Here is a 21,606-nt window from a genome sequence, read left to right as displayed (position 1 = left end):
AAGCCTACACCGGCTTTTTTTATGCCCCGAACAGACGCTGCCACCAGGACTTCTTCTTTTCATCCTTCGGCTGTTCAGTCTCATGATGTTCAGGGAGTGGTTCACCCTGACAGTCGTAGGTCGCCTCTGGGGCTTCTCCCCATATAGGTAAACGTATGGCATGTTCACACTGAGCCCCCACGCGCACGCCTCGTGTTTGATCAATATACGCCCAGTGCATTTGTTGGGGTAAGAAGGGGCTGCGCGGCGCCACCCCTGCGACTTGCCAGTATGCTCCTGCAAGGGGCAGTGCTCCGCGGCTCCCCGTCAAGCCAACGGGGCTATTGTCGTCGTGCCCTAACCACGTCGTTAAGACATAATTAGCGTCGTAGGAAACAAACCAGCTATCGCGTAAGTCATTCGTTGAACCGGTTTTTCCTGCTAAGCCTGGACCTAAATGCGCCAGCCCACGGCCCGTACCTGTACGAATGGCTCCCTCAAGGGCAAAACTGGTTAACCATGCTGCTTCCTTCGTAAATAGTTGCACTGGCTCTGCCATGTGCTGATACAGCAGGTCACCTCGATGCGTTGTGATAGCGTTCACCGCGTAAGGCTTATGTGCAATTCCCTCGGCAGCAAGCGCACCGTATACGCGTGCCACTTCGAGTGGGGTGAAGTCCATGGCACCGAGCAAGATGGAGGGCCAGGGTGGAATTCTGGCGTCGCCGGCCGCCGGGAGTAAACGGCTACGAATATATTCTGGGGTTAACTCCATGCCTAAACGCACCACAGGAATGTTTAAAGAGTGCACCAAGCTTTGGTATAGGCTGGTGTAGCCTCGAAATTTATTATCGAAGTTGCGCGGGGTCCAGTCCTCGCCATGTTTGTCTTGTATGGTGACCGGGCTGTCGTCGAGCATGCTGGCTAGGCTATAGCGTTCAGCTTGCTCAAGCGCTATTGCATACACCCAGGGCTTGGCTAAAGAGCCAACCTGACGCCGCGCTGTAATCGCTCGGTTAAACCCGCCTAGCACAGGCTGTGCCCCACCGACTAATGCTCGTACAGCTCCTGAACGATGCTCTGTTAACACCATGGCACGTTCATTATCAGCGAGTTGCTGTACCGAGTTGGAGTTTCTAGCGGCTTGCTCTAGCGCCCGTTGTTGTTCTGGGTCAAAGGTAGTGAACACCCGCAAACCTGTTTCTTGCCAGCTACGGTCTGGCAAGATGGAGCGCACTTCCTGCTGAACCAAGTCTATAAAGTCGGGCCGATTAAAGCGCGCTAGGCGCTTTTCTGCCCGTGTTCGAACCGGACTTTCAACGGCCGCAAGGTACTGAGTTTGCGAAATCAAGTCGTGTTCGAACATCAAGCGCAGCACCACGTCTCGGCGCTGCTGAGCACGTTCAGGGTTGCGCCGGGGCTCGTAATAGGAAGGGCCCTTGATCATGCCGATTAAAGTAGCAATTTCAGCCACGCTTAAGTCTTCGACAAACTCACCAAAGTAAAACTGGCTCGCTAGAGCAACACCATGAATGGCATTACCTCGGTCTTGACCAAAAAACACTTCATTAAAGTACGCTTCTAGAATTTCGTCTTTGGAAAACCGGTAGTCCAGTATAAGGGCCATAATGGCTTCGTTTGCTTTACGGACATAGGTTTTGTCATGGGACAAGTACATGTTTTTTACCAACTGCTGGGTAATGGTACTGCCCCCTTGTACCGCTCGACCTGCCATGAGGTTTGCTACTGCAGCACGAGCTATCGCTGTGGGTCGCACCCCATGGTGGTGATAAAATTCGCGGTCCTCCACCAGCAGCAGGGTTTCCCGCATCAGCACAGGCACCCGTTCAAGGCCAACTAATAGCCTGTCTTCATGACTGTCTGTGGAAAAGCGCCCTAATATTTGTGGCTCTAATTGCAAGCTGTCGAGGGGCTCTTGCCCTGGCCACGACTCTACCCGTTCAAGCCAACCTTCTTCATCGAAGAGCAAGCGGACACGTTGTGACTGGGCAAAGTGCGTCGGAAAGCTAAAGGCACGTGTGTTCAAAAGGAGCTGCTGCCCCTGCGCTTGGTACTCGCCACTATTGCGTGCATAACGGCTGACTTGATAGTCGAGTGCCTGTAGTTCTTTAATAATACGCTCGCGGGTAATAGGCTGCTGAGCATTTATTTCTAGCGCTTGGCTATAAAGTAATGCCGGAGCTTGGTAACGAGCCGTACTAAATCTATGGGTCAACTGCCCATCTAAATAAATGGCATAGAAGACAAGCACCACGGCCGCTACAAGCCCGAGGCGAAAAATAAGACGAAATGAGGGTAGCCAACGACGGCTTTTAGGTGTTTTCATAGCCCAGTATTTTGACTCGCTTTCGTGGAATTAAACATGCACTTTGCATAAGGTTTACGGTTTTTTACGTGCTAAAGCACGCTTGGTCAGGTGCGTTGCCTCTGCCTCCACCGGATGTTCAGGCCATGGGTGTTTGGGATAACGCCCACGCATTTCCTTACGCACCTCTGGCCACGCATTCTGCCAGAAAGACGCCAAATCCGCCGTACGATGCAATAGTCGACCGGCTGGTGACAACAACTCAAACGCTAGGGTAAGCTGACCGTTGGCTAAGGTTGGCGAGCTGGGCGTTCCAAAGACTTCTTGCAGCTTGAGCGCTATAAAGGGGGCATCCGTTGCCGTGTAGTTAATACTATGACGACGCCCACTAGGTGCTTGCCATTCAGTGGGCAGCCAGCGCTCCAACTGCTGCCGCTGCTGCTGTGTAATCAGGGTGCGTAAAGCCTCCAGGGGACGCCACTGCTTTAGATCGTTTCGCCGCTCCATGGTTATCAGCCAAGGCAACGCCCATTGTTCAAGCTGTTCAAGTAACGCGTGCGCGGTCCAACCCTCGGCCGACGCTTGGTTGAGCCGCATCAGTTGCTGCATACGAGCACAGAACTGGTCTTCCGCGTGGCTCCAAGCTGTTTTGCCCCAGCCCTGTTGGCGTAACCAGTCTGCTAATGCTTTGCCCCGTTCATCCGCTGTAATGGCGCCCTTTGCCTGTGTGGTTTGCAGTATCAGCTTGCCCCAGCTGACTACATGCTCTCGCTCAAGTCCCCCTTGCTCTCCGCGCCAGCGGGCTCGCGTGGCACTGAGCTTCAGCGGGTGCGACATGGCCGCAAGTATTTCCGGGTTGAAAGACTCATAGAGCCACAGCCTTGCTGCGGCTTGGTCTTGTTGCAGAGAAACCTCTACCGCAATAAGCCAGTCCCCACTCGGGGGACGTTCTTCCCCCATTTCCAGGGCTAGCCCGGTGGCTAATTGGTAACGTCCGCGCTGAGGCTCTGCGACACGGTCTGCAAAGCCCTCAAGCAGCATCCGTGGTAACTCAGAAAAGGGCAATTCAGGTACAGGTTGGCAACCTAAAAAACGCAGCCAATGCTGAAAACGCCGTTGGGTTCTCGGTAAGCCGTTGGTCTGCTGCCATCGCTGGTGTAAGGCTGTTTGCAAATGCCCGGTGAAACGCCCTTCCCGCTCTTCTAGGTTCGCCACCAGCCAAGCTGCAAGCACTTGTTCGCGAACACTTTGTTTGCGGCTATAAGCCAAAATGGCAGCATACCTTAACTCGGTACTTGCTTTAACTAATTCAGCACCCCGTGCTGTCACCTGGCCTTTCTCAATGGCTTGAAGGTCGTGTAGTTGCTGTTCCGCAGCCGCCAGTAAGGCGGGTGAGGGGGGTGTATACCATGCCAATTGCTCCACAGGTGCGCCCCACACTTTTAATTCTAATAGCAGATTAGCTAGGTCTTCACGTTCGATGGCCGGAGTGCCAAATGCATCCAGCCGGTCCGTGCCGCCTTCTTGCCACAACCGGAAACAATGACCAGGGCCTGTTCGCCCTGCGCGCCCTGCTCGCTGCACCGCTGAAGCCCGCGAAATCATGCGAGTGCTTAAGCGGGTAAAGCCATATTTCGGACTGTATTGCGCTCGTCGCTCGCGGCCCGAGTCGACAACGACGTCTATATCAGGAATGGTCAAGCTGGTTTCAGCAACATTAGTAGCAAACACCAACTTCAAGCCACGCGCCAAAGGGGCCATCACCGCTTGCTGTTCTTCAATTGTCAGGCCTCCATATAAGGCCATCACCCGTACCTGAGCAGGTGCAGTACGAAAGGCCTCTTGTAGCCTGCGTATTTCCCGTTGCCCAGGCACAAATACCAACACGCCCTTCTGCGCCATAGTTAAGGCTTCTCGCACAACCGCAGGGAGGTCTTGTAGCCAGTTTTCTAACGTACTAGGAGGGCGGTAATGGGTTGTTATCGGGTACTGGCGACCTTCGCTCGCAACGAAGTGGGTGGCATGTCCCTGTTCTTCTAACCAGGTCTGAATCATCTGTCCCGGCAAGGTTGCAGACATCACCATGACCCGCAAGTCAGCTCGAAGGGGGAGTACGTCAAGACACAGAGCTAAGCCTAAGTCTGAATGAAGGTTTCGTTCATGGAATTCGTCGAAAATAACCAAGCCCACACCCTGTAGCTCAGGGTCTCGCTGTAACATGCGAGTAAAAATACCTTCGGTAACGACCAAAAGCTGTGTACTTGCAGATAAGCACTTCTGATTTCGGATATGGAAGCCAACACGCTGCCCTGGCTTTTCACCCAGCTGTGCGGCCACGTAATGGGCCACATTCACTGCAGCGACTCGCCGAGGTTGGATAAGGATTATGCGGCCGTTCCAGCCGTGATACTGTTGCAGCAGCCAGCGGGGTAGTGCCGTAGACTTGCCCGCTCCAGGAGCAGCTTCCAGCACCACATGATGGGTTGCAAGCGCACCTGCAACCTCATCAAGAATGCCTTCAACAGGAAGCTTATGCGTTGAGCAAAGAGGCGATGGTTCTGACACCTGTTGCCGTTGCTCCAGCTGCAAATAAGCTATTGCTTTGACCGTGATAAGCAGCCGCTAGGTCGAAATGCAACCAGCCGGCTCCTTGGTTTGGCGCAAAGCGCAGTAAGAAGCCTGCCGCGTTACTTGCGCCCCCTGTCCCCCCACCTTTTTGTGGGCGACTGTTTGCCGTGTCGGCAAAGGGCGACGGGCACTGGAACTGGTGCCAAGGTGCCAGCGGTAAGCGCCAAAGGTTTTCTTGTTCCTTTTTCGCTGTTGCTAGCGCTTCTTCGGCATAGCTGTCGTCAACACTAAACAAGGCATTGTACTCTTTGCCAACCGCAACTTGGGCTGCTCCCGTTAAGGTGGCTGCGTCAATAATACGCTTTGCACCCAACTCGCCCGCTCGTATTAAGCCATCGGCCAGCACCAAACGACCTTCGGCGTCTGTATTCACCACTTCAACGGTTTGACCGTCTTTGTAGGTAATAATGTCGCCGTTTTTATAGGCGCTGCCATCAATCATGTTTTCGGCACAGCATAAAATGAGTTTCACGCGCTTATTCAGGCCCTGACGAATGGCTAGCATGAGCGCACCGGCAACCGTAGCAGCACCGCCCATGTCGCACTTCATGCTCACCATGCCTTCGCTGCTTTTAATGCTGTAGCCACCCGTGTCAAACGTAATGCCTTTACCAATGAGGGCAAAGTCCACTTCCGCTTTGTCATTACCCGTTGGGTTGTAGTCCAGCTCTAACATAGCAGGTGGGTGCTGACTTGCACGGCCTACCGTATGTATACCCATGCGTTTTTCAGCAAGCAACTCAGGGCCTACCACGAGACGGTGGCTCACGGCTTTTCCGCCGACTTTACTTAATTCAGACACCACCCGTTCGCACAGGGCTTCTGGGAAAATTTCCGAAGGCGGCAAGTTCACCAGTTCACGTACCCAGGCAAAACTTTCATGCATAGCCGTTAATTCGTCTGCTGCGTCCCCAGTAAAGCTCACATCGCCCTTATTCAGTGTGTCGATAAAGCCAATGGAGAAGGCCCACTGGGCATCTTTCGTCCAGTCATCGCCGGCGAACTCAACGCTTTCAATACCTAACTGCTCAAGCTTTCGCCCCGCTTTTTGGATCACGAGCAGCTTTTCTGCTTCGCTCTTGTCTTTTACCGCAATGGCGTACCCATCGCTGGTAGCAAACACAATACTATTTTTACGTACTCCGGCTGGTAATTCATTTTCGCTTAAATGAATGCGCACTGAACTGGACATAACATACCTCACCACGTAGTTTATTCGCTGCTTATAATAAGCGTGAACAGCTTGTGAAAGCCATTCGAGTTAAATTTTAGCTTTATACTGTAACGAGAAACCTAGTGACTATGCAATTTGAACCTTCATTAAGCTCGGCCACCCTCATTCGTCGCTATAAGCGTTTTTTAGCAGATGTCACCCTACCTTGTGGCGAAACAGTGACCATTCATTGCCCAAATACAGGCGCCATGACAGGCTGTGCAGAGCCCGGTAGCACTGTATGGTTTAGCACCAGTGACAACCCCAAGCGCAAATATTCCCGCACTTGGGAACTCACTCATACTCAACAGGACCACTGGATTTGTGTGAATACCCATCGAGCGAACAAGCTTGTAGAGCAGGCAATTCTTCAGCACTCCCCTGCTGCTTTTGAAGGCTATACTGACGTTCAACGCGAAGTTCGTTACGGCGAAAAAAGTCGCATCGATTTGGTACTCAAAGCTGCCAATAAGCCAAACTGTTATGTCGAAGTAAAATCTGTCACATTATTAGGTGAAGAACAGCAAGGTTACTTCCCAGACGCCACTTCAGACCGGGCTGCGCGCCAGCTCGAAGAGCTAACAAGCCTGTGTCAAAGCTCGTCAGAGTTGCGTGCTTTTGTGGTGTATGCAGTCCTACACTCGGGAGTTACGAAAGTAAATGCAGCCAAACATATAGATCCCAAGTATACTATTGCGCTTGAAAATGCGAAGTCCGCTGGTCTGCAAGTTCTCGAGGCGCACTTCACTGTAAATGCAGAGGCCATTACTTTTTCGCACTGGCGCACTTGAAATAATTAAGTTAGCCCCCATTGAATGGGCTTCTGTAAAATTGCACGATTTTTTTTATTCTGTTATACATATCCCCACTTTATTGGGGTTGACTTAAACCTCCCGGAGGAGTGTGACCATGGCGGACATCAAGGGAAAAAAAGTACACGGAATTTTGGCACAAGCGGGTTTAGAGCCATACGTTGAAAAAGAAGGCGAAGAATACATGGGTGAAGCACAGCGTGCTCACTTTAAACGTATTCTTGAAGCCTGGCGTACCCAGCTACGTGAAGAAGTTGACCGTACTGTAGGGAACTTACAAGAAGAAGCAGAAAACTATGCCGACCCTGTCGACCGCGCTGCTCAAGAAGAAGAATTTGCTATTGAGCTTAGAACTCGCGACCGCGAACGTAAGTTAATCAAGAAAATCGAAAAAACCTTAGAGCTGATAGAGCACAATGACTTCGGCTTTTGTGAGTCCTGTGGCATTGAAATAGGGATTCGACGTCTTGAAGCACGCCCAACAGCAGACCTTTGCATAGACTGCAAAAGCCTAGCGGAAATTCGCGAAAAACAAATGCGCGGCTCTTAATTGTTGCGCATTTTTCACCTCAGCAAGAGCTCGTTGTAACGAGCTCTTCAGGCAAGGGCACTCACTATATTCAAACACCTCTTAAACATGGCACGTAACCTCATGCCCAGTAAAAAAACAAACGCCACACCAGCCGTTGTTGTACAAAAGATCCCACGGGATAAGCACCCTATTTCTCGCAAAGACATTTCTGAAAATGCAATTAAAGTGCTTTATCGCTTACACAAAGGGGGCTTCGACGCTTACCTTGTGGGCGGCTGTGTCCGCGACTTGTTACTCGGCATTACCCCAAAAGACTTTGACGTTGTCACCAATGCAACTCCTGAACAAGTGCGTCAGCTGTTTAAAAACTGCCGCTTAATCGGGCGCCGCTTTCGCTTGGCTCATATTATGTTTGGCCGCGACATCATTGAAGTGGCTACTTTTCGCGGCCCCCATGAAGAAGATAAAACGAAAAACAGCAATGTGTCTCGGACCAATGACGAAGGCATGATTTTACGTGACAATGTGTACGGCACCATTGAAGAAGACGCCGTGCGCCGCGACTTCACCGTGAATGCCTTGTATTACAATATTGCCGACTTTGCTATTTATGACTTTGTAGGCGGAATGGCCGACCTTGAAGAAGGCGTACTAAAACTTATTGGCGACCCAGAAGAACGCTATCGCGAAGACCCTGTTCGTATGTTACGGGCTGTACGCTTTGCCACCAAGTTAGGCTTGCGCATTGATGACTCCTGCCGCAACCCTATTCCTCGTTTAGCCCATCTTCTGGATGATATTCCTGCAGCACGCCTTTTTGAAGAGTTTTTAAAAGTCTTTATGTCGGGCAAAGCCGTGGCTAACTTTGAAGTATTGAACGAACACGGGCTCATGGCGCCTCTGTTCCCTGTGCTAAAAATGCCACTTAAAGACCCTGCAAGTATTGAATACCGCATGGTCCATCAGGCATTTACCGACACTGACGAGCGGCTGCAAGCGGGCAAGTCGGTCAACCCTGGCTTTTTGTTTGCCGCTATTCTTTGGTACCCCATGCTTGCTCGGGCGAATGAAATTAGCCAAGAAGCCAGCTTCACTGAGTACGAGTCGTATCAAATGGCTGCTGCCGACGCAGTCAGTTTACAGGCCCGAAGTATTTCTATACCTAAACGCTTTAGCTTGCCCATGCGCGATATTTGGATTTTACAGTTACGCTTGACGCAAACCGCACCGCGCAAAGCGCTGCGTCTACTGTCGCACCCGAAATTTAGAGCAGGCTATGACTTTTTACTGCTACGGGCCAAAGTGGAAGGCGACAAGCAGCTTCATTCCTTAGCTGCGTTTTGGACAAAAATGCAGGCCGAAAACCCAGGTGTTGCGCCAAGCCCAAGTAAACCTGTGGCAAAACGTCGACGCCCTCGTCGTCGCCGACCGCCCCGTAAGTCGTAAGCTAGCGTCATGGTAGAATGCATCATTGGCCTGGGTGCCAACTTGAACAACCCTGTGCAGCAGGTGCTAAACGCCAGCAAAGCTCTCGCTGAACATGCTGAGATTGCGGGCTTCCATAGCTCGTCTTTGTACAGTAGCAGCCCAATGGGTCCGCAAGATCAGCCCGACTATGTCAACGCGGTGGCTATCTTTCACAGTGCCCTTGCCCCGCATGCACTGCTCGACCTGTTGCAGTCCATTGAACAACAACACGGCCGTGTGCGTAAGCAGCACTGGGGCCCTCGCACCTTAGACCTCGACTTGCTATTTTATGGCCAACAGCAAATTCACGATGAGCGCTTAACCGTACCCCATCCTGGTATTCTGGTGCGTGAATTTGTAGTGGGTCCCCTCGCTGAGTTGCGCCCTCACTTTGTGCTACCAAATAATATCATGGCCAAACAGCACCTAAGCACCTTAAATACCCAGGAATTACGCGTCATTCAGGCAAGCCCATACCAAACTGACTTTTAACCCTGTGCCGCACAGGCTACAATAGCCACCTATTATTCATTAACTATTAGGTGTAAGCGCCATGAGCAAAGTTCGTATCTCACAGCTTTTAAAAATGAAGCAGTCGGGTGAGAAAATCACTGCTGTCACAGCCTACGATGCTAGTTTTAGTAAGCTATTCCATGAGAACGGTATCGAAGTCATATTAATCGGTGACTCCTTAGGCATGGTATTACATGGCGAAGACACCACTCTGGGCGTGAGCGTAGAAGACATTGCTTACCATACGCGAGCTGTGCGCAAAGGTGCTGCTGACGCTTTTGTTATTGCGGACATGCCTTTTATGAGTTACCCAGACCCAGACACCGCAGGATTCCACGCCGCTGAATTAATGCGCGCAGGCGCCAACATGGTCAAAATGGAAGGCGGTGAATGGTTGGTCGACACAGTAAAGCACCTTACCCAGCAAGGCATACCTGTATGTGCCCACCTTGGTTTATTACCCCAGCAGGTGCATTTGATTGGCGGCTACCGTGTGCAAGGGAAAACCAAAGAACAGGCGGACAAGCTCATTGAGGAAGCCTTAAAACTCCAGGCTGCAGGTGCCCAGCTGTTAGTTGTCGAGTGTATACCAGCAGCACTTGGTAAACGCTTCAGTGAAGCCTTGCATATTCCAGTCATAGGCATTGGTGCCGGTGCAGACACAGATGGTCAAATTCTCGTTATGCACGACATGCTTGGCATGAATGCTGACTACTTACCTAAGTTCACCCGCAACTTTTTAGTTGGCCATGACAGCTTGGCAAAGGCCGTTCAGTCGTACGTGGCTGCGGTGAAAGACGCAAGCTTCCCTGGTCCTGAACACACCTTTAGTTAAGGACTAACCATGCAGCATATCACCACAGTGAGTCAGCTCCGTCAGCAGCGCCAAGCCTGGCGACAAGCCGGCGAGACATTGGCCTTCGTTCCTACCATGGGTAACTTGCACGACGGTCACTTGGCGCTTGTTCGACAAGCAAAAGCCAGTGCCCAGCGGGTGGTGGTGTCTATTTTCGTGAATCCCTTACAGTTTGGCGCCAATGAAGACTTAGACAGTTACCCGCGTACGCTAGCAGCTGACATGGCCCAATTAGAAAGCCTTGAAGTAGATGCAGTTTTTACCCCAAGCGTGGAAGAAATGTACCCACGCGGCTTAGCGGCCCAAACAATGGTTACGGTACCTGAAGTGTCTACCATACTGTGTGGTGCTTCCCGTCCAGGCCACTTCGAAGGGGTGGCAACGGTCGTCACGAAGCTTTTCAACATGGTGCAGCCTGACATTGCCGTGTTTGGCACCAAGGACTACCAGCAACTGCAAGTCATTCGCTTACTGGTGGAAGACTTGTGTATGCCCATTGAAATACAAGGTGTAGAAACCAAACGCGAGCCTTCAGGTTTAGCCCTCAGCTCGCGCAATCACTATTTAACCGACGAAGAGCGTGTAAAAGCAACGGTTATTTATCAGTCGCTGCAGCATGTGGCTCAAGCTGTGAAGTTAGGCGCCTCTATCCCCGAGGCTATTCAGGTTGCTCTTGAAAGTTGGCACACGGCAGGTTTACGAGAAGACTACCTGCAGGTGTGTCGTGCGAAAGACCTCATGCCACCGACAGACAAAGACAGCGAGCTCGTTGTGGTCGCCGCTGCTTACTTAGGTCATGTCCGCTTGATCGACAACCTCTCCTTTAGTCGCTAGAAGTAGCGGAATTAGCCGCTCTTGTGCTAAAGTGCCCGGCTCGCATAATCGGAGAAGATTATCTTGACGATGTCTAAACAACCAGCAGAAGCCACTGTGGAGTCTTTGCACCGTATATTTACCGTGCCTGAAGCCCCTGACTCTACGCTTGGCCGTATTGAACAGCACCTTTCAGAAAACCTTGAGGATTTTCTGAGCAACCATATTGTTGCGCGTGAAAAACCGCTGCAAGAAATTGAGCGTGGCTTTTCTGAAAGTGCCATTCCGGAACAACCTGAGTATGTGTCTGATCATACTGAGGTGTTGTTAAATAAGCTGGTGGCACACTCCGTACACACAGCCTCACCGCGTTTTATTGGGCATATGACTTCAGCGCTACCCTATTTTTTGCTTCCTTTAGCAAAGCTCATGGTGGGGCTAAACCAAAACCTAGTTAAGGTTGAAACCTCGAAGGCCTTTACGCCCATGGAACGCCAGGTGCTTGGCATGCTACACCACTTGGTGTACAGCGAAAGTGAGCACTTCTATACAAAGTGGATGCACAGCGCAGAACATTCCCTTGGAGCCTTTTGCTCCGGTGGTACTGTCGCTAACATTACCGCACTTTGGGTGGCCCGTAACCGCGTTCTCGCACCACAAGGTGACTTTAAGGGCATTACCGCTGAAGGGTTAGTGGCTGGCCTTGAGCACTATGGCTACAAACGCTTAGTTATTTTGGTCTCTGAACGGGGCCATTACTCCCTATCCAAGGCCGCTGACTTGCTTGGCATTGGTCGAAAAAACATTATTGCCATTCCCACCGACGAGCATAACCGCATTCAGCTCGAGGCTTTGAAAGAAACCTGTGCCGATGTAACCGCACAAGGTGGCAAAGTGATGGCCATTGTAGGCATTGCAGGCACCACAGAAACCGGTCACATTGACCCGATAGATGCCTTAGCAGACATTGCCGAAGCTTATGAAACACATTTACACATAGACGCTGCCTGGGGTGGTGCAACCTTACTGTCAAACAAGCACCGTGAACTGATGCAAGGCATTGAACGTGCCGACAGCGTCACCATAGACGCGCACAAACAAATGTATGTGCCCATGGGCGCGGGAATGGTTATTTTTAAAACGCCGCATTTAGCGCGATCCATTGAATATCATGCGGAGTATGTTATTCGCCGAGGCTCTAAAGACTTAGGTAGCCACACGTTAGAAGGGTCTCGCCCGGGCATGGCCATGATGGTGTATTCAGCGCTGCACGTGATAGGCCGGAAAGGGTACGAGCTGCTGATTAATAAAGGCATTGATAAGGCAAAGTACTTTGCCGAGTTAATTGCACAGCAAGACGACTTTGAAGTGATTACACAGCCCGAGCTATGCTTACTCACGTACCGGTATATTCCAGCGGAACTCAAGGGAGCGTTAAAAGCAGCAAGCCCAGAGCAAATAAAAGCAGTGACCCCTTTGCTGAACTCGCTCACGCGCTTTATTCAAAAGAGCCAACGGGAAACGGGCCAGTCTTTCGTGTCACGGACTAAGTTAACGCCCTACCAATACGCCCACCAAGCCACTGTGGTGTTTCGTACCGTACTAGCAAACCCGCTGACCACGCACGAAATGTTGCGAGACATTTTGAAAGAGCAGCGTGCTATTGCGGCAAAAGCTCATACCATTTTAGCGGACTTGAATACTCAAGCCCGCAAAGCAGGTTTGTTATAGCTTGTCGCTTGGCAGCGTCGCCTGAAGTTGCCAAAGCGCTTGCCCTGCTGCTTGGTACTTTCGCTCAAAAGGCGTGATGGGGCTCACATTGTCAGCTAACTGCTGCACATCCGCTTGCACCTGATAGTGGCTTAATGCCGCAGCAAACTCTTCAATATATATTGACCAATTACTTCTCACCGTCAGCTTGCCCCCTAACGCCACTAGCGCGGGTAGTACGGGGCTTGCGTGCCAACGCCGGCCAAGGTGCTTTTTCTTTGGCCAAGGATTGGGGTACAGCAAATAATGGTGGCTTAACTGCCACTTTGCTTCAGCAGCTAAACGCCAAAAGTCATTTAAATCGGCGCGTAGCAATAAGTACGAGGCGTCACCGGCTCGTTCCTTATGTTGCAAGTTCCGTTGCAAACGGTGGGCCGACTTATCCACGCCTATGACAAGCGCTTCTGGATGTCGGTTCGCCAGCACCGCTGTACTTTCGCCAACCCCACAGCATGAGTCTAAAATAACCGGCCCTTGCCACTGCCGCACGTGTTCTGCAGCGGCTTCAAAGGCTTGTCGGCTATGCTCAGCGATAGGCTTCAAAAACGGGTGCGCCTGGTAGCGGCGCACCTGTTCTGCTAAGTCTTCATGCACACCGTCTTGGTTGCTGGTCACTGCTCGTGCTGGTTGCTGCATTAGGTACGAATTCCTGTGCCACGATGAAGAAGAACCCACACAAGCGCGAGGAAAGCCGCATTAAACCCAAGCAGCACCACAATCGCAATACTCGGTGAGACATCAGAAACGCCAATAAAGCCTGCTCGGAACCCATTTACCATATAAATAATAGGGTTTCCTTTTGACACCATTTGCCAGAAATCTGGTAGCAGAGTAATCGAATAGAACACCCCACCTAAATAGGTCAGTGGGGTTAGCACGAAGGTTGGAATAATTGAAATATCGTCAAACGACTTCGCATGGAGTGCGTTCAGTAAGCCCCCCAAAGCAAACAGGGTAGCCGTTAGCAGGACTGTGCCTATGACCATGCCATAATTCTGTATGCTTAAGGGCACAAAGAAGCTTGAAACTAAGGTGACTATGGTGGCAACCAAAACGGCTCGAGCCACGCCTCCGCCCACATAGCCAAGAATAATGGTTAAATTAGAAACAGGCGCCACCAACATTTCTTCGATATTGCGCTGAAACTTCGCGCTAAAGAACGACGAGGCCACATTCGAGTAGGAGCTGGTAATCACCGACATCATGATTAAGCCAGGCACAATAAACTCCATGTAAGACACGCCGCCCATTTCGCCTATACGCTGCCCTATTAAATTTCCAAAAATAATAAAATAGAGGCTAATAGTAATAGCGGGTGGTACTAAAGTTTGAACCCAAATACGTAAAAAGCGGGTACATTCTTTTATCCAAATGGTTTTTAAGGCGTTAAAGTGAATTAAGTTACCCATATTATGCTGACGCTCCTGATTTACGACCTTCCTCTACCAAGTGTACAAACAACTCTTCCAGCCGGTTTGCCTTGTTTCGCATTGAAAGCACCTTGTGCCCCTGCTCTGACAGCTCCGCAAAGACTTTATTTAGGCCTTCCGATTTAGGGACATCTACCTCAATGGTGTGATCATCAAGTTGTCTGTAGGCTACACTGGTTAGGTTCATTGGCTCTTTTACAGGCGCTATGTCTAATACAAAGGTTTCGACATTGAGCTTGCCAAGCAATGCCTTCATGGATGTGTCTTCAACAATTTCACCCTTATCAATAATGCCTATGTTGCGGCACAGCATTTCAGCCTCTTCTAGGTAGTGAGTGGTTAAAATAATGGTCACGCCTTCTTGGTTAATGCGTGTTAAAAAGTCCCACATGCTTCTACGCAGCTCAATGTCTACGCCGGCCGTTGGTTCATCAAGAATGAGTAGTTTAGGCTCATGCAAAAGGGCCCGCGCAATAAGAAGACGACGCTTCATGCCCCCAGAGAGAGTCCGCGCTCGTTCATTTCGCTTATCCCAAAGCCCAAGTTGCTTCAGGTACTTCTCGGCCCGCTCTTTCGCCACTTGCCGTTTTACACCGTAATATCCTGCTTGGTTCACTACAATTTGTAGCACTGTTTCGAACTGGTTAAAGTTAAACTCTTGCGGCACTAAACCTAGTTGTTTTTTCACATCGGTTATTTGTGTGTCTAGGTCGTAACCGAACACATTTACCGAGCCAGAGGTTTTATTCACCAAAGAGGAAATAATACCTATCGTGGTGGACTTGCCTGCACCGTTTGGACCTAGTAGCGCATAAAAGTCGCCTTCTTTTACTTTCAGGTCTACCCCTTTCAAGGCTTCCATACCACCTCGGTATGTTTTCCGTAAACCTTTTATCTCAAGCGCACAACGCATACTTGCTTACTCCTTTCCTGTACTTCCGCTGGTGTTTGAATAACCCCAACGGCCAATTAAGTTCTGTTCCAGCCCTAGATGGTCAAGAATTCTTGCCACCACAAAGTCAACTAAGTCGTCTATCGTTTGGGGGCTCTGATAAAAGCCTGGAGACGCAGGCATAATGGTTGCGCCGACTTGGGCCAGTTTCAACATATGCTCAAGGTGAATTGCATGCAACGGCATTTCTCGTGGCACTACAATAAGCTGACCTCGCTCTTTTAACACCACATCTGCGGCTCGCTCTATGAGCGTATTGCTTGCGCCTGTTGCCACAGCACTTAAGGTGCTGGTTGAGCATGGGCAAATGACCATTTTTTTAGGTGCCGCAGAGCCAGACGCTGCGGGTGAGAACCACTCATGTTTGCCAAACACCTGTATTTGCTTGTCCTGAACAGCAATGCCTTTATTTTCTAAATACTCTTGCAAAAACGCAGCGGTTGCCTCGGTTCCACCTGGGAACTGCATGTTTTCTTCTGTTGCAAACACCACCTTTGCCGCACTGGAAATAAGCACCAATACCTGTTGTTCTTGGGCCACAAGGCACTCGAGCAAACGAAGCGCATACGGTGCTCCAGATGCGCCCGTTATGGCCAGCGTAATACGGCTATCTTTATTCGTCATGTAGCTTCTCCTGCGTTTGTAACGCATTTAATAACTGCTGGTGAATGCCACCAAAGCCGCCATTACTCATAATAACCCAATGCCCCGGCTGGCCTTCTTCCGCTAATATACGTTCAACTAACGCTTCTACACTGGTTGCAACCACCCAGTCACCTTGTTGTTTCGCACTCGCCAGTGAAAGAGCTGCATCTGCTGGCTGCAAGGCATATACTCGGTCCGCTTGTTCAAACGCTTGCATTAAACTGTCGCCATGCACGCCTGCTTTCATGGTGTTGGAGCGCGGTTCAAAAATAGCCACGATGCGACTGCCAGCCCCTACTTTTTCCCGTAGCCCATGTAAGGTGGTTGCTATGGCCGTTGGGTGATGCGCAAAGTCATCGTAAATGTGTACATGATTGTGCACGCCAAGCAGCTCCATGCGGCGGGCCGGCGCCTCGAACTCATTTAAAATAGTGCAGGCAATTGCTGCTGGTACGCCTACTTGGTCTGCCGCTGCAATGGCAATCAACGCATTTTGCATATTATGCTCACCTAATAGCGACCACTCGATATGGCCAACACAATGTCCGGCATACAGCACGCTAAAAGAAGAGCCATCTTTTGTATTGTCAGCCACCGACCAACTACTTTCGTTATTGAGGGGAACCAGCTTCGACCAGTAGCCGCGCTGTAGAATGTTGTCTATGGCTGGTTCAGCGGTCGCTGCCAAAATGCTGCCTGAGCCAGGCACTAAACGGATACCATGGGCAAACTGTGTTTGAATGGCATTTAAGTCGGCAAATATGTCCGCATGATCAAACTCTAAGTTATTGATAGTAAAAACGTTCGGGTAATAGTGAAGAAACTTAGAACGCTTGTCGAAGAAGGCCGTGTCATACTCGTCCGCTTCTATCACAAAATAGTCGCTGTCGGTTAACCGGGCTGTTTGCCCGAAAGGCTTCACCACGCCACCCACCAAAAAGCTCGGATTCAAGCCCGCTTGTTCCAGAATGAAGGTGAGCATACTCGCCGTGGTTGTTTTGCCATGGGTGCCGGCCACAGCCAGCACATGCTTATGGCGTAATAGGTTGTTTCCTAACCATTCAGGTCCTGACTGGAACGGCATGCCTTGTTCAAGCACATATTCAACCAGCGGATGTCCACGGCTCATCGCATTGCCGATAATGACAAGATCAGGGGCAGGTTCTAATTGCTCCGTAGACAAACTCGAGGTCAACTCAATGCCAAGCTTTTCCAGCTGGGTGCTCATGGGTGGGTAAACATTTGCGTCCCAACCCGTAACATGGAAGCCAAGCTCACGTGCCAGTGCAGCGACGCCACCCATGAAAGTGCCACAAATACCAAGAATATGAATATGTTTCGCCAAACCTGCTGCCCCGCGTTAACTTTAATAAGTTATTGTAACACTGCAAGATACACGATTCACCCAGACAAAGTAGGACAATAAAGGGGCATTTGTTCAGCAAATCCGTTACACTATGCAGCGTTTTTAACGCACCTAAACTGTTATCACGAGGCCTAACATGCAACGATTAATTCCGGTATTGAATAGCGACCATGTGCCGCTCCATCTAATTTCCGTAATTAATACTCTTCTTACCGCCGCTAAGGAAATTTCGCACCGCCTTCATCAAGGCAGTCTAGCGGGTACTTTGGGTTCAACTTTAGATGAAAATATTCAAGGCGAGACCCAAAAGAAGCTCGACATTGTTTCCAATCAGCTCATCAAAACGATGTTGCTTGAAACCAACTTGGTTCATGCGGTAGCGTCAGAAGAAGAAGACGACGTGGTCATGGGTAACCCTGATGCGCGCTACCTTGTTGCATTTGACCCGCTCGATGGCAGCTCAAACATCGACATTAACTCGTCCGTGGGTACTATTTTCAGTATTTTAGAAAAGCCCAAACACCCTGCCGAAGGGAAAGAGCTTTTCTTACAAACAGGTGACGAGCAAGTAGCCGCAGGGTATATCCTATATGGCCCTTCTACTATGTTAGTGCTTACTACGGGTCAAGGTGTACGTGCTTATACCCTCGATCATCGCGTCGGCGAGTTCCTACTTACAGTAGACAAGCTAACCATTCCAGAAGAAACCCAAGAGTTCGCAATAAATATGTCGAACCAACGATTCTGGGCAAAGCCTATGCAAGCTTATATTCAAGACCTATTAGCAGGCACGGAAGGGAAGCGTCAAAAGAACTTTAACATGCGTTGGAACGCTGCCATGGTGTCCGACGTTCATCGCGTGTTATCACGCAGTGGTATTTTTGCATACCCGGCAGATTGTCGTGATGAGAACAAACCTTGTAAGCTACGACTACTTTACGAAGCAAACCCAATGAGTTTTATTGTGGAGCAAGCAGGTGGTAAAGCAAGCACAGGGTATGAGCGTATTATGTCGTTACAACCTACGGAGATTCACCAGCGCGTGTCTGTAATTATGGGCTCCCGTCAGGAAGTAAACACTTGTTTAAGCTATTACAAAAGCATTGAGTGCGAACGCCTCGATGGCTAATGATGCATTAGAACCGACGACTGAAACTGTAAAATAAAGGAAAACACTATGAGTTTAAGTGACGTACCAGCGGGCAAGAACTTACCAGAAGAAATCAACGTCATTATCGAGATTCCTGCAAATGCAGATCCGATCAAATACGAAGTAGACAAAGACACAGGGACCGTTTGGGTGGACCGCTTTATGTCCACACCTATGTTTTACCCAACCAACTATGGTTTTGTAAACAACACCTTGTCACTTGACGGTGACCCAGTAGACGTGTTGGTACCTACTCCTTACCCACTAGCGCCAGGAACTGTTATTGCCTGTCGTCCAGTAGGCGTGTTAAACATGACCGATGAGTCGGGTGAAGATGCGAAAATCTTCGCAGTACCTGTCAGCAAGCTGACAAAAGAGTACGACCACATTCAAGACGTAAACGACATTCCAGAGCTTCTCAAAGCACAAATTACCCACTTCTTCGAGCGTTATAAAGACCTTGAAGCTGGCAAGTGGGTTAAAATTGAAGGCTGGTCCGACGCAGCTGCAGCAAAAGAAGAAATCGCATCCTCTTTCGAACGCGCGCAGTAATCTTTGATAGGGCTTCAGGCTGTCTGAAGCCCTCTTTCCGAACACTTCCTATCCTCAAGTTTTCCCTCGGCCCCCCGATATAATAAGTTAGGGGTTATTTTAAAAGGGGAAGGCTGTGCACAAAACGCACCGTGAACAGTATATTATTACACCGTGCCGCTCGCGCAGCAGGTTAGTTCAAAGCTTAGAAGCTTTTGGTATTCATATACCTATGCATGCAAGTGAGCAGTCACTTAGCCTAGCCAGTCGGTATGAACAACGCCAACACGCACTGACATTACGTCACCAAGAAAACCTCGAGCGTATTATTCAAAGAGCCCTCGACAAGAGTGACAAAATACTTTCCATTACTCGGCCTGACCAAGACTGGCTTGAACACTTCTTAGAGCTTGCAGAGCGTACAGCACACCCCCGTATGCAAGAACTATGGGCTCGGGTATTACTTTTAGAAAGCCAGTCTCCTAGTAGCTTCTCCATTCGCACACTGCGGGTACTTGCACTTCTTACCCCTTATGAAGCTAGTGTTCTTCGTCGTGCTAAAAGCATGACAGCATTTGAAAAGCGTACGTCCCGCCATAAAATTATTATCGGCTATCAGCAGAAGCCTCGGTTTTTGCGAGCTTTTAGCAAAAAAACAGCAGCACAAGCAAATATTGCCAAATGTGGGCTAAACTACCCTGATATTTTAGCCTTGGTGGAACTTGGTATATTACACGCAGATCTAATAGAAACCGGACTGTTAACCATGCGCCGCGCTATGCAGCTCTCATCAGGCAGTCAACGTATTAGCGTAACGCCTTTGGAAAAAGAACTCGTACTTACGTACTTTAGATATACACCCATAGGCGAAGAACTGTGCCGGCTGATACCGAGCACACAGAATGAAGAGTATTGGCAAGAATTAGAGCAGGCCCTTGAACCCAAGTTCCTGCTCCAACAAGACACCTATTAAAAGTGTAAGGCGAGGTTCACAAATGGGCCTTTCACTTCAAAGTCACTATATAAGCCCGATGCACCTTCAAACTTCAAGTTCAAAACCCGGTACCCGGCCGATATTGTGCCATCTAAGGGTAAAGTGTCTAAGAACTCATACCGAAAAGACGCTTCCATATCGAAGACTTCATGGTCGCCTATAGACACAGGGTAGCCCTCAGCGCGTACTGACAAACCAGTGAATGGTAGGCCCGCCGTTAAACGTAGATAACCCATTGGAATAGTTTCATCTATGCTTTGGCGCAGGCTTTGGTCGTTTACTTGAACTGCCACGTCACCATTGAACTTTTTCGCTGCAACACCAAAGTAAAACTCGACAAGGCTGTTATCAAAAAAGCGATAGTACAAGGTCAGGGTGTCGTGCCCTAAGTCCCAGGTAGAATCAACGAAGCTCGTAGAGCCATCGACAGGTGCAGGGTAGGCATTACCTTGGAACACAAAGTCAGTTGTATGAGCTTTTTGGCCGGTACTTTCTAGCATCTGGCGCTCAACCATCACATTCGGGATTAGCGGTAAGAAATGGTTCAAGCTTAAGCGCAAACGCGTTGCCCCTTCGTCATCCCAACCCCAACCGTCTGTTGTCGCGCCGTAACCGAAATCACCAGAGTTTTCTGCTTGCCAGTACTGGGCTTCTGCATGTACGCCAAAAAGAAAATCTGCTTTCGAAGAAAAGCTGGCGGATGCCAATAAGCCAAGTGCAGTTACGCTTACTAATGCTTTTGATTTCATTTGTGTATCCCCTGTTTTTAATTTGTAACTAGTATAGCACGCTAATTATGCTTTATTGCCGATAAAATATGAGCTTTGTATAAAATTCAAGCCAATTGCAATCAAAGGCTAACAACTCTTTGTAGTAAGTTGTGGGAATACAGACAGCAAGTTAACGCAATACTTTAACCGTACATTTAATGAATAAATAAACAACCAATCCAATAAGCAGCAATGGCAGCCATGCGCCTATAGTAGCAACCGCCAGCACAATAGCTGCAACTAAGCCTGCCGTAACAATACTTCCTGCAATTAAAAAAGTGATTCCATAAGCTAAAGCTGCAAGTAAAAGCACCACACCTACAGTACTAATGACACCTACTGCTACACCTAGAAGTGTCGGTGCCAAATAAAGAAACAAACAGATTAAGAGAATATACCCAATAATTTTCACGAGACAGACTCCTTGATAGATAATTATTCAGTAACGCCAATGTGCGTCTACTAAACACTTACAAAACCCGTGCCAAGTATAATAAGTTTTAATATCAATAGTTTACATCAAGAATGAATTGAATCTAATATCAATGTTAGTCAATTTAACCATTAAGTGATGAAATTTTCAGCATTTCCACGTTATGCACATGATGTAACACCTGTACATTACCCGCAGTACGTTTTATAGGAAGGTTTGGAAGGTCGTTGCATTTCAACGGCAGGCGGTGCCTCTATTCGTCAGGCAGTGCCTGACCTACGGAGACGCAATATTCCAACGGTAGGTAAGGCATCGCCTTACGTTGCACGCGCGTATATTTGTATAGGAAGGTTTGGAGGGTCGTTACATTTCAACGGCAGGCGGTGCCTGCCCTACGGTAGGACACCGGGTAAGCAATACAAACAA

Annotated in this window: 20 protein-coding genes; 10 read left to right on the top strand and 10 right to left on the bottom strand. The window is 49.5% G+C overall.

All coding sequences use genetic code 11. The features are described from left to right. Positions 1-19: 19 nt before the first annotated feature. Genes mrcB through pepB form a run of 3 tightly spaced genes read right to left on the bottom strand, consistent with a single transcriptional unit; the run spans position 20 to position 6,125 of the window. Positions 20-2,326, bottom strand: a complete 2,307-nt coding sequence (mrcB, locus tag CWE15_RS07815) for a penicillin-binding protein 1B (protein ID WP_126757531.1) — start codon at positions 2,324-2,326, stop codon at positions 20-22. Between the two features lie 54 nt (positions 2,327-2,380). Continuing rightward, positions 2,381-4,870: an ATP-dependent helicase HrpB gene (gene hrpB / locus CWE15_RS07810; protein WP_157980735.1), complete on the bottom strand. Its 2,490-nt coding sequence runs from the start codon at positions 4,868-4,870 to the stop codon at positions 2,381-2,383. Continuing rightward, a complete protein-coding gene (pepB, locus tag CWE15_RS07805; protein ID WP_126757529.1) occupies positions 4,836-6,125 on the bottom strand; it encodes an aminopeptidase PepB in 1,290 nt (429 codons plus the stop codon). Before pepB ends, hrpB begins: the two co-directional genes overlap by 35 nt. A gap of 110 nt (positions 6,126-6,235) precedes the next feature. On the opposite strand from pepB, the gene sfsA reads away from it, so the two are divergent. The 7 genes from sfsA (at position 6,236) to panP (ending at position 12,870) form a co-directional block, all read left to right on the top strand. After that, positions 6,236-6,937: a DNA/RNA nuclease SfsA gene (gene sfsA, locus CWE15_RS07800; RefSeq protein ID WP_126757528.1), complete on the top strand. Its 702-nt coding sequence runs from the start codon at positions 6,236-6,238 to the stop codon at positions 6,935-6,937. Positions 6,938-7,055: 118 nt separating this feature from the next. Further along, the gene (gene dksA, locus CWE15_RS07795) at positions 7,056-7,508 is read left to right on the top strand and encodes an RNA polymerase-binding protein DksA (RefSeq protein ID WP_126757527.1); all 453 of its coding nucleotides are present in this window, start codon (positions 7,056-7,058) and stop codon (positions 7,506-7,508) included. Between the two features lie 102 nt (positions 7,509-7,610). After that, positions 7,611-8,936: a polynucleotide adenylyltransferase PcnB gene (gene pcnB / locus CWE15_RS07790; protein WP_241971874.1), complete on the top strand. Its 1,326-nt coding sequence runs from the start codon at positions 7,611-7,613 to the stop codon at positions 8,934-8,936. 9 nt (positions 8,937-8,945) lie between these two features. Next, on the top strand, positions 8,946-9,449 hold the full coding sequence (gene folK, locus CWE15_RS07785; protein WP_126757525.1) for a 2-amino-4-hydroxy-6-hydroxymethyldihydropteridine diphosphokinase: 504 nt from the start codon (positions 8,946-8,948) through the stop codon (positions 9,447-9,449). Between the two features lie 61 nt (positions 9,450-9,510). Next, positions 9,511-10,305, top strand: coding sequence for a 3-methyl-2-oxobutanoate hydroxymethyltransferase (gene panB / locus CWE15_RS07780; RefSeq protein WP_126757524.1), 795 nt, complete (start codon positions 9,511-9,513; stop codon positions 10,303-10,305). Between the two features lie 9 nt (positions 10,306-10,314). Then, positions 10,315-11,160: a pantoate--beta-alanine ligase gene (gene panC / locus CWE15_RS07775; protein WP_126757523.1), complete on the top strand. Its 846-nt coding sequence runs from the start codon at positions 10,315-10,317 to the stop codon at positions 11,158-11,160. 69 nt (positions 11,161-11,229) lie between these two features. After that, complete coding sequence (gene panP / locus CWE15_RS07770; protein ID WP_126757522.1) at positions 11,230-12,870, top strand: pyridoxal-dependent aspartate 1-decarboxylase PanP; 1,641 nt, start codon at positions 11,230-11,232, stop codon at positions 12,868-12,870. On the opposite strand, the gene trmB is transcribed toward panP, so the two are convergent. Genes trmB through mpl form a run of 5 tightly spaced genes read right to left on the bottom strand, consistent with a single transcriptional unit; the run spans position 12,865 to position 17,281 of the window. Beyond that, positions 12,865-13,545: a tRNA (guanine(46)-N(7))-methyltransferase TrmB gene (gene trmB / locus CWE15_RS07765; RefSeq protein WP_126757521.1), complete on the bottom strand. Its 681-nt coding sequence runs from the start codon at positions 13,543-13,545 to the stop codon at positions 12,865-12,867. The two genes, panP and trmB, sit on opposite strands and share 6 nt — an antisense overlap. Further along, complete coding sequence (locus tag CWE15_RS07760; protein ID WP_126757520.1) at positions 13,545-14,318, bottom strand: ABC transporter permease; 774 nt, start codon at positions 14,316-14,318, stop codon at positions 13,545-13,547. Before CWE15_RS07760 ends, trmB begins: the two co-directional genes overlap by 1 nt. Before the next feature lies 1 nt (position 14,319). Next, positions 14,320-15,252 carry an ABC transporter ATP-binding protein gene (locus CWE15_RS07755; protein WP_126757519.1) on the bottom strand — a complete coding sequence of 311 codons (933 nt, stop codon included), beginning with the start codon at positions 15,250-15,252 and terminating at the stop codon, positions 14,320-14,322. A gap of 6 nt (positions 15,253-15,258) precedes the next feature. Next, entirely contained in the window at positions 15,259-15,915 is a 657-nt protein-coding gene (locus CWE15_RS07750; protein WP_126757518.1) for a flavin prenyltransferase UbiX, read from the bottom strand. Then, positions 15,905-17,281 (bottom strand): UDP-N-acetylmuramate:L-alanyl-gamma-D-glutamyl-meso-diaminopimelate ligase, encoded by a 1,377-nt coding sequence (mpl, locus tag CWE15_RS07745; protein WP_275065509.1) that lies wholly within the window; start codon positions 17,279-17,281, stop codon positions 15,905-15,907. Before mpl ends, CWE15_RS07750 begins: the two co-directional genes overlap by 11 nt. Positions 17,282-17,438: 157 nt before the next feature. On the opposite strand from mpl, the gene CWE15_RS07740 reads away from it, so the two are divergent. The 3 genes from CWE15_RS07740 (at position 17,439) to CWE15_RS07730 (ending at position 19,956) form a co-directional block, all read left to right on the top strand. Continuing rightward, positions 17,439-18,431 carry a class 1 fructose-bisphosphatase gene (locus CWE15_RS07740; protein WP_126757517.1) on the top strand — a complete coding sequence of 331 codons (993 nt, stop codon included), beginning with the start codon at positions 17,439-17,441 and terminating at the stop codon, positions 18,429-18,431. 48 nt (positions 18,432-18,479) lie between these two features. Continuing rightward, complete coding sequence (ppa, locus tag CWE15_RS07735; RefSeq protein WP_126757516.1) at positions 18,480-19,004, top strand: inorganic diphosphatase; 525 nt, start codon at positions 18,480-18,482, stop codon at positions 19,002-19,004. A 115-nt stretch (positions 19,005-19,119) separates the two neighbouring features. After that, a complete protein-coding gene (locus tag CWE15_RS07730) occupies positions 19,120-19,956 on the top strand; it encodes a TIGR03899 family protein (RefSeq protein WP_126757515.1) in 837 nt (278 codons plus the stop codon). On the opposite strand, the gene CWE15_RS07725 is transcribed toward CWE15_RS07730, so the two are convergent. Both CWE15_RS07725 and CWE15_RS07720 read right to left on the bottom strand, forming a co-directional pair. Beyond that, positions 19,953-20,726: a TIGR04219 family outer membrane beta-barrel protein gene (locus CWE15_RS07725; RefSeq protein ID WP_126757514.1), complete on the bottom strand. Its 774-nt coding sequence runs from the start codon at positions 20,724-20,726 to the stop codon at positions 19,953-19,955. The two genes, CWE15_RS07730 and CWE15_RS07725, sit on opposite strands and share 4 nt — an antisense overlap. A 151-nt stretch (positions 20,727-20,877) precedes the next feature. Continuing rightward, on the bottom strand, positions 20,878-21,159 hold the full coding sequence (locus CWE15_RS07720) for a hypothetical protein (protein ID WP_126757513.1): 282 nt from the start codon (positions 21,157-21,159) through the stop codon (positions 20,878-20,880). Between the last annotated feature and the right edge of the window lie 447 nt (positions 21,160-21,606).

The sequence above is a fragment of the Aliidiomarina taiwanensis genome (assembly GCF_003987015.1).
Classification (GTDB): domain Bacteria; phylum Pseudomonadota; class Gammaproteobacteria; order Enterobacterales; family Alteromonadaceae; genus Aliidiomarina; species Aliidiomarina taiwanensis.
This window is presented reverse-complemented; position numbering and strand designations above follow the sequence as displayed.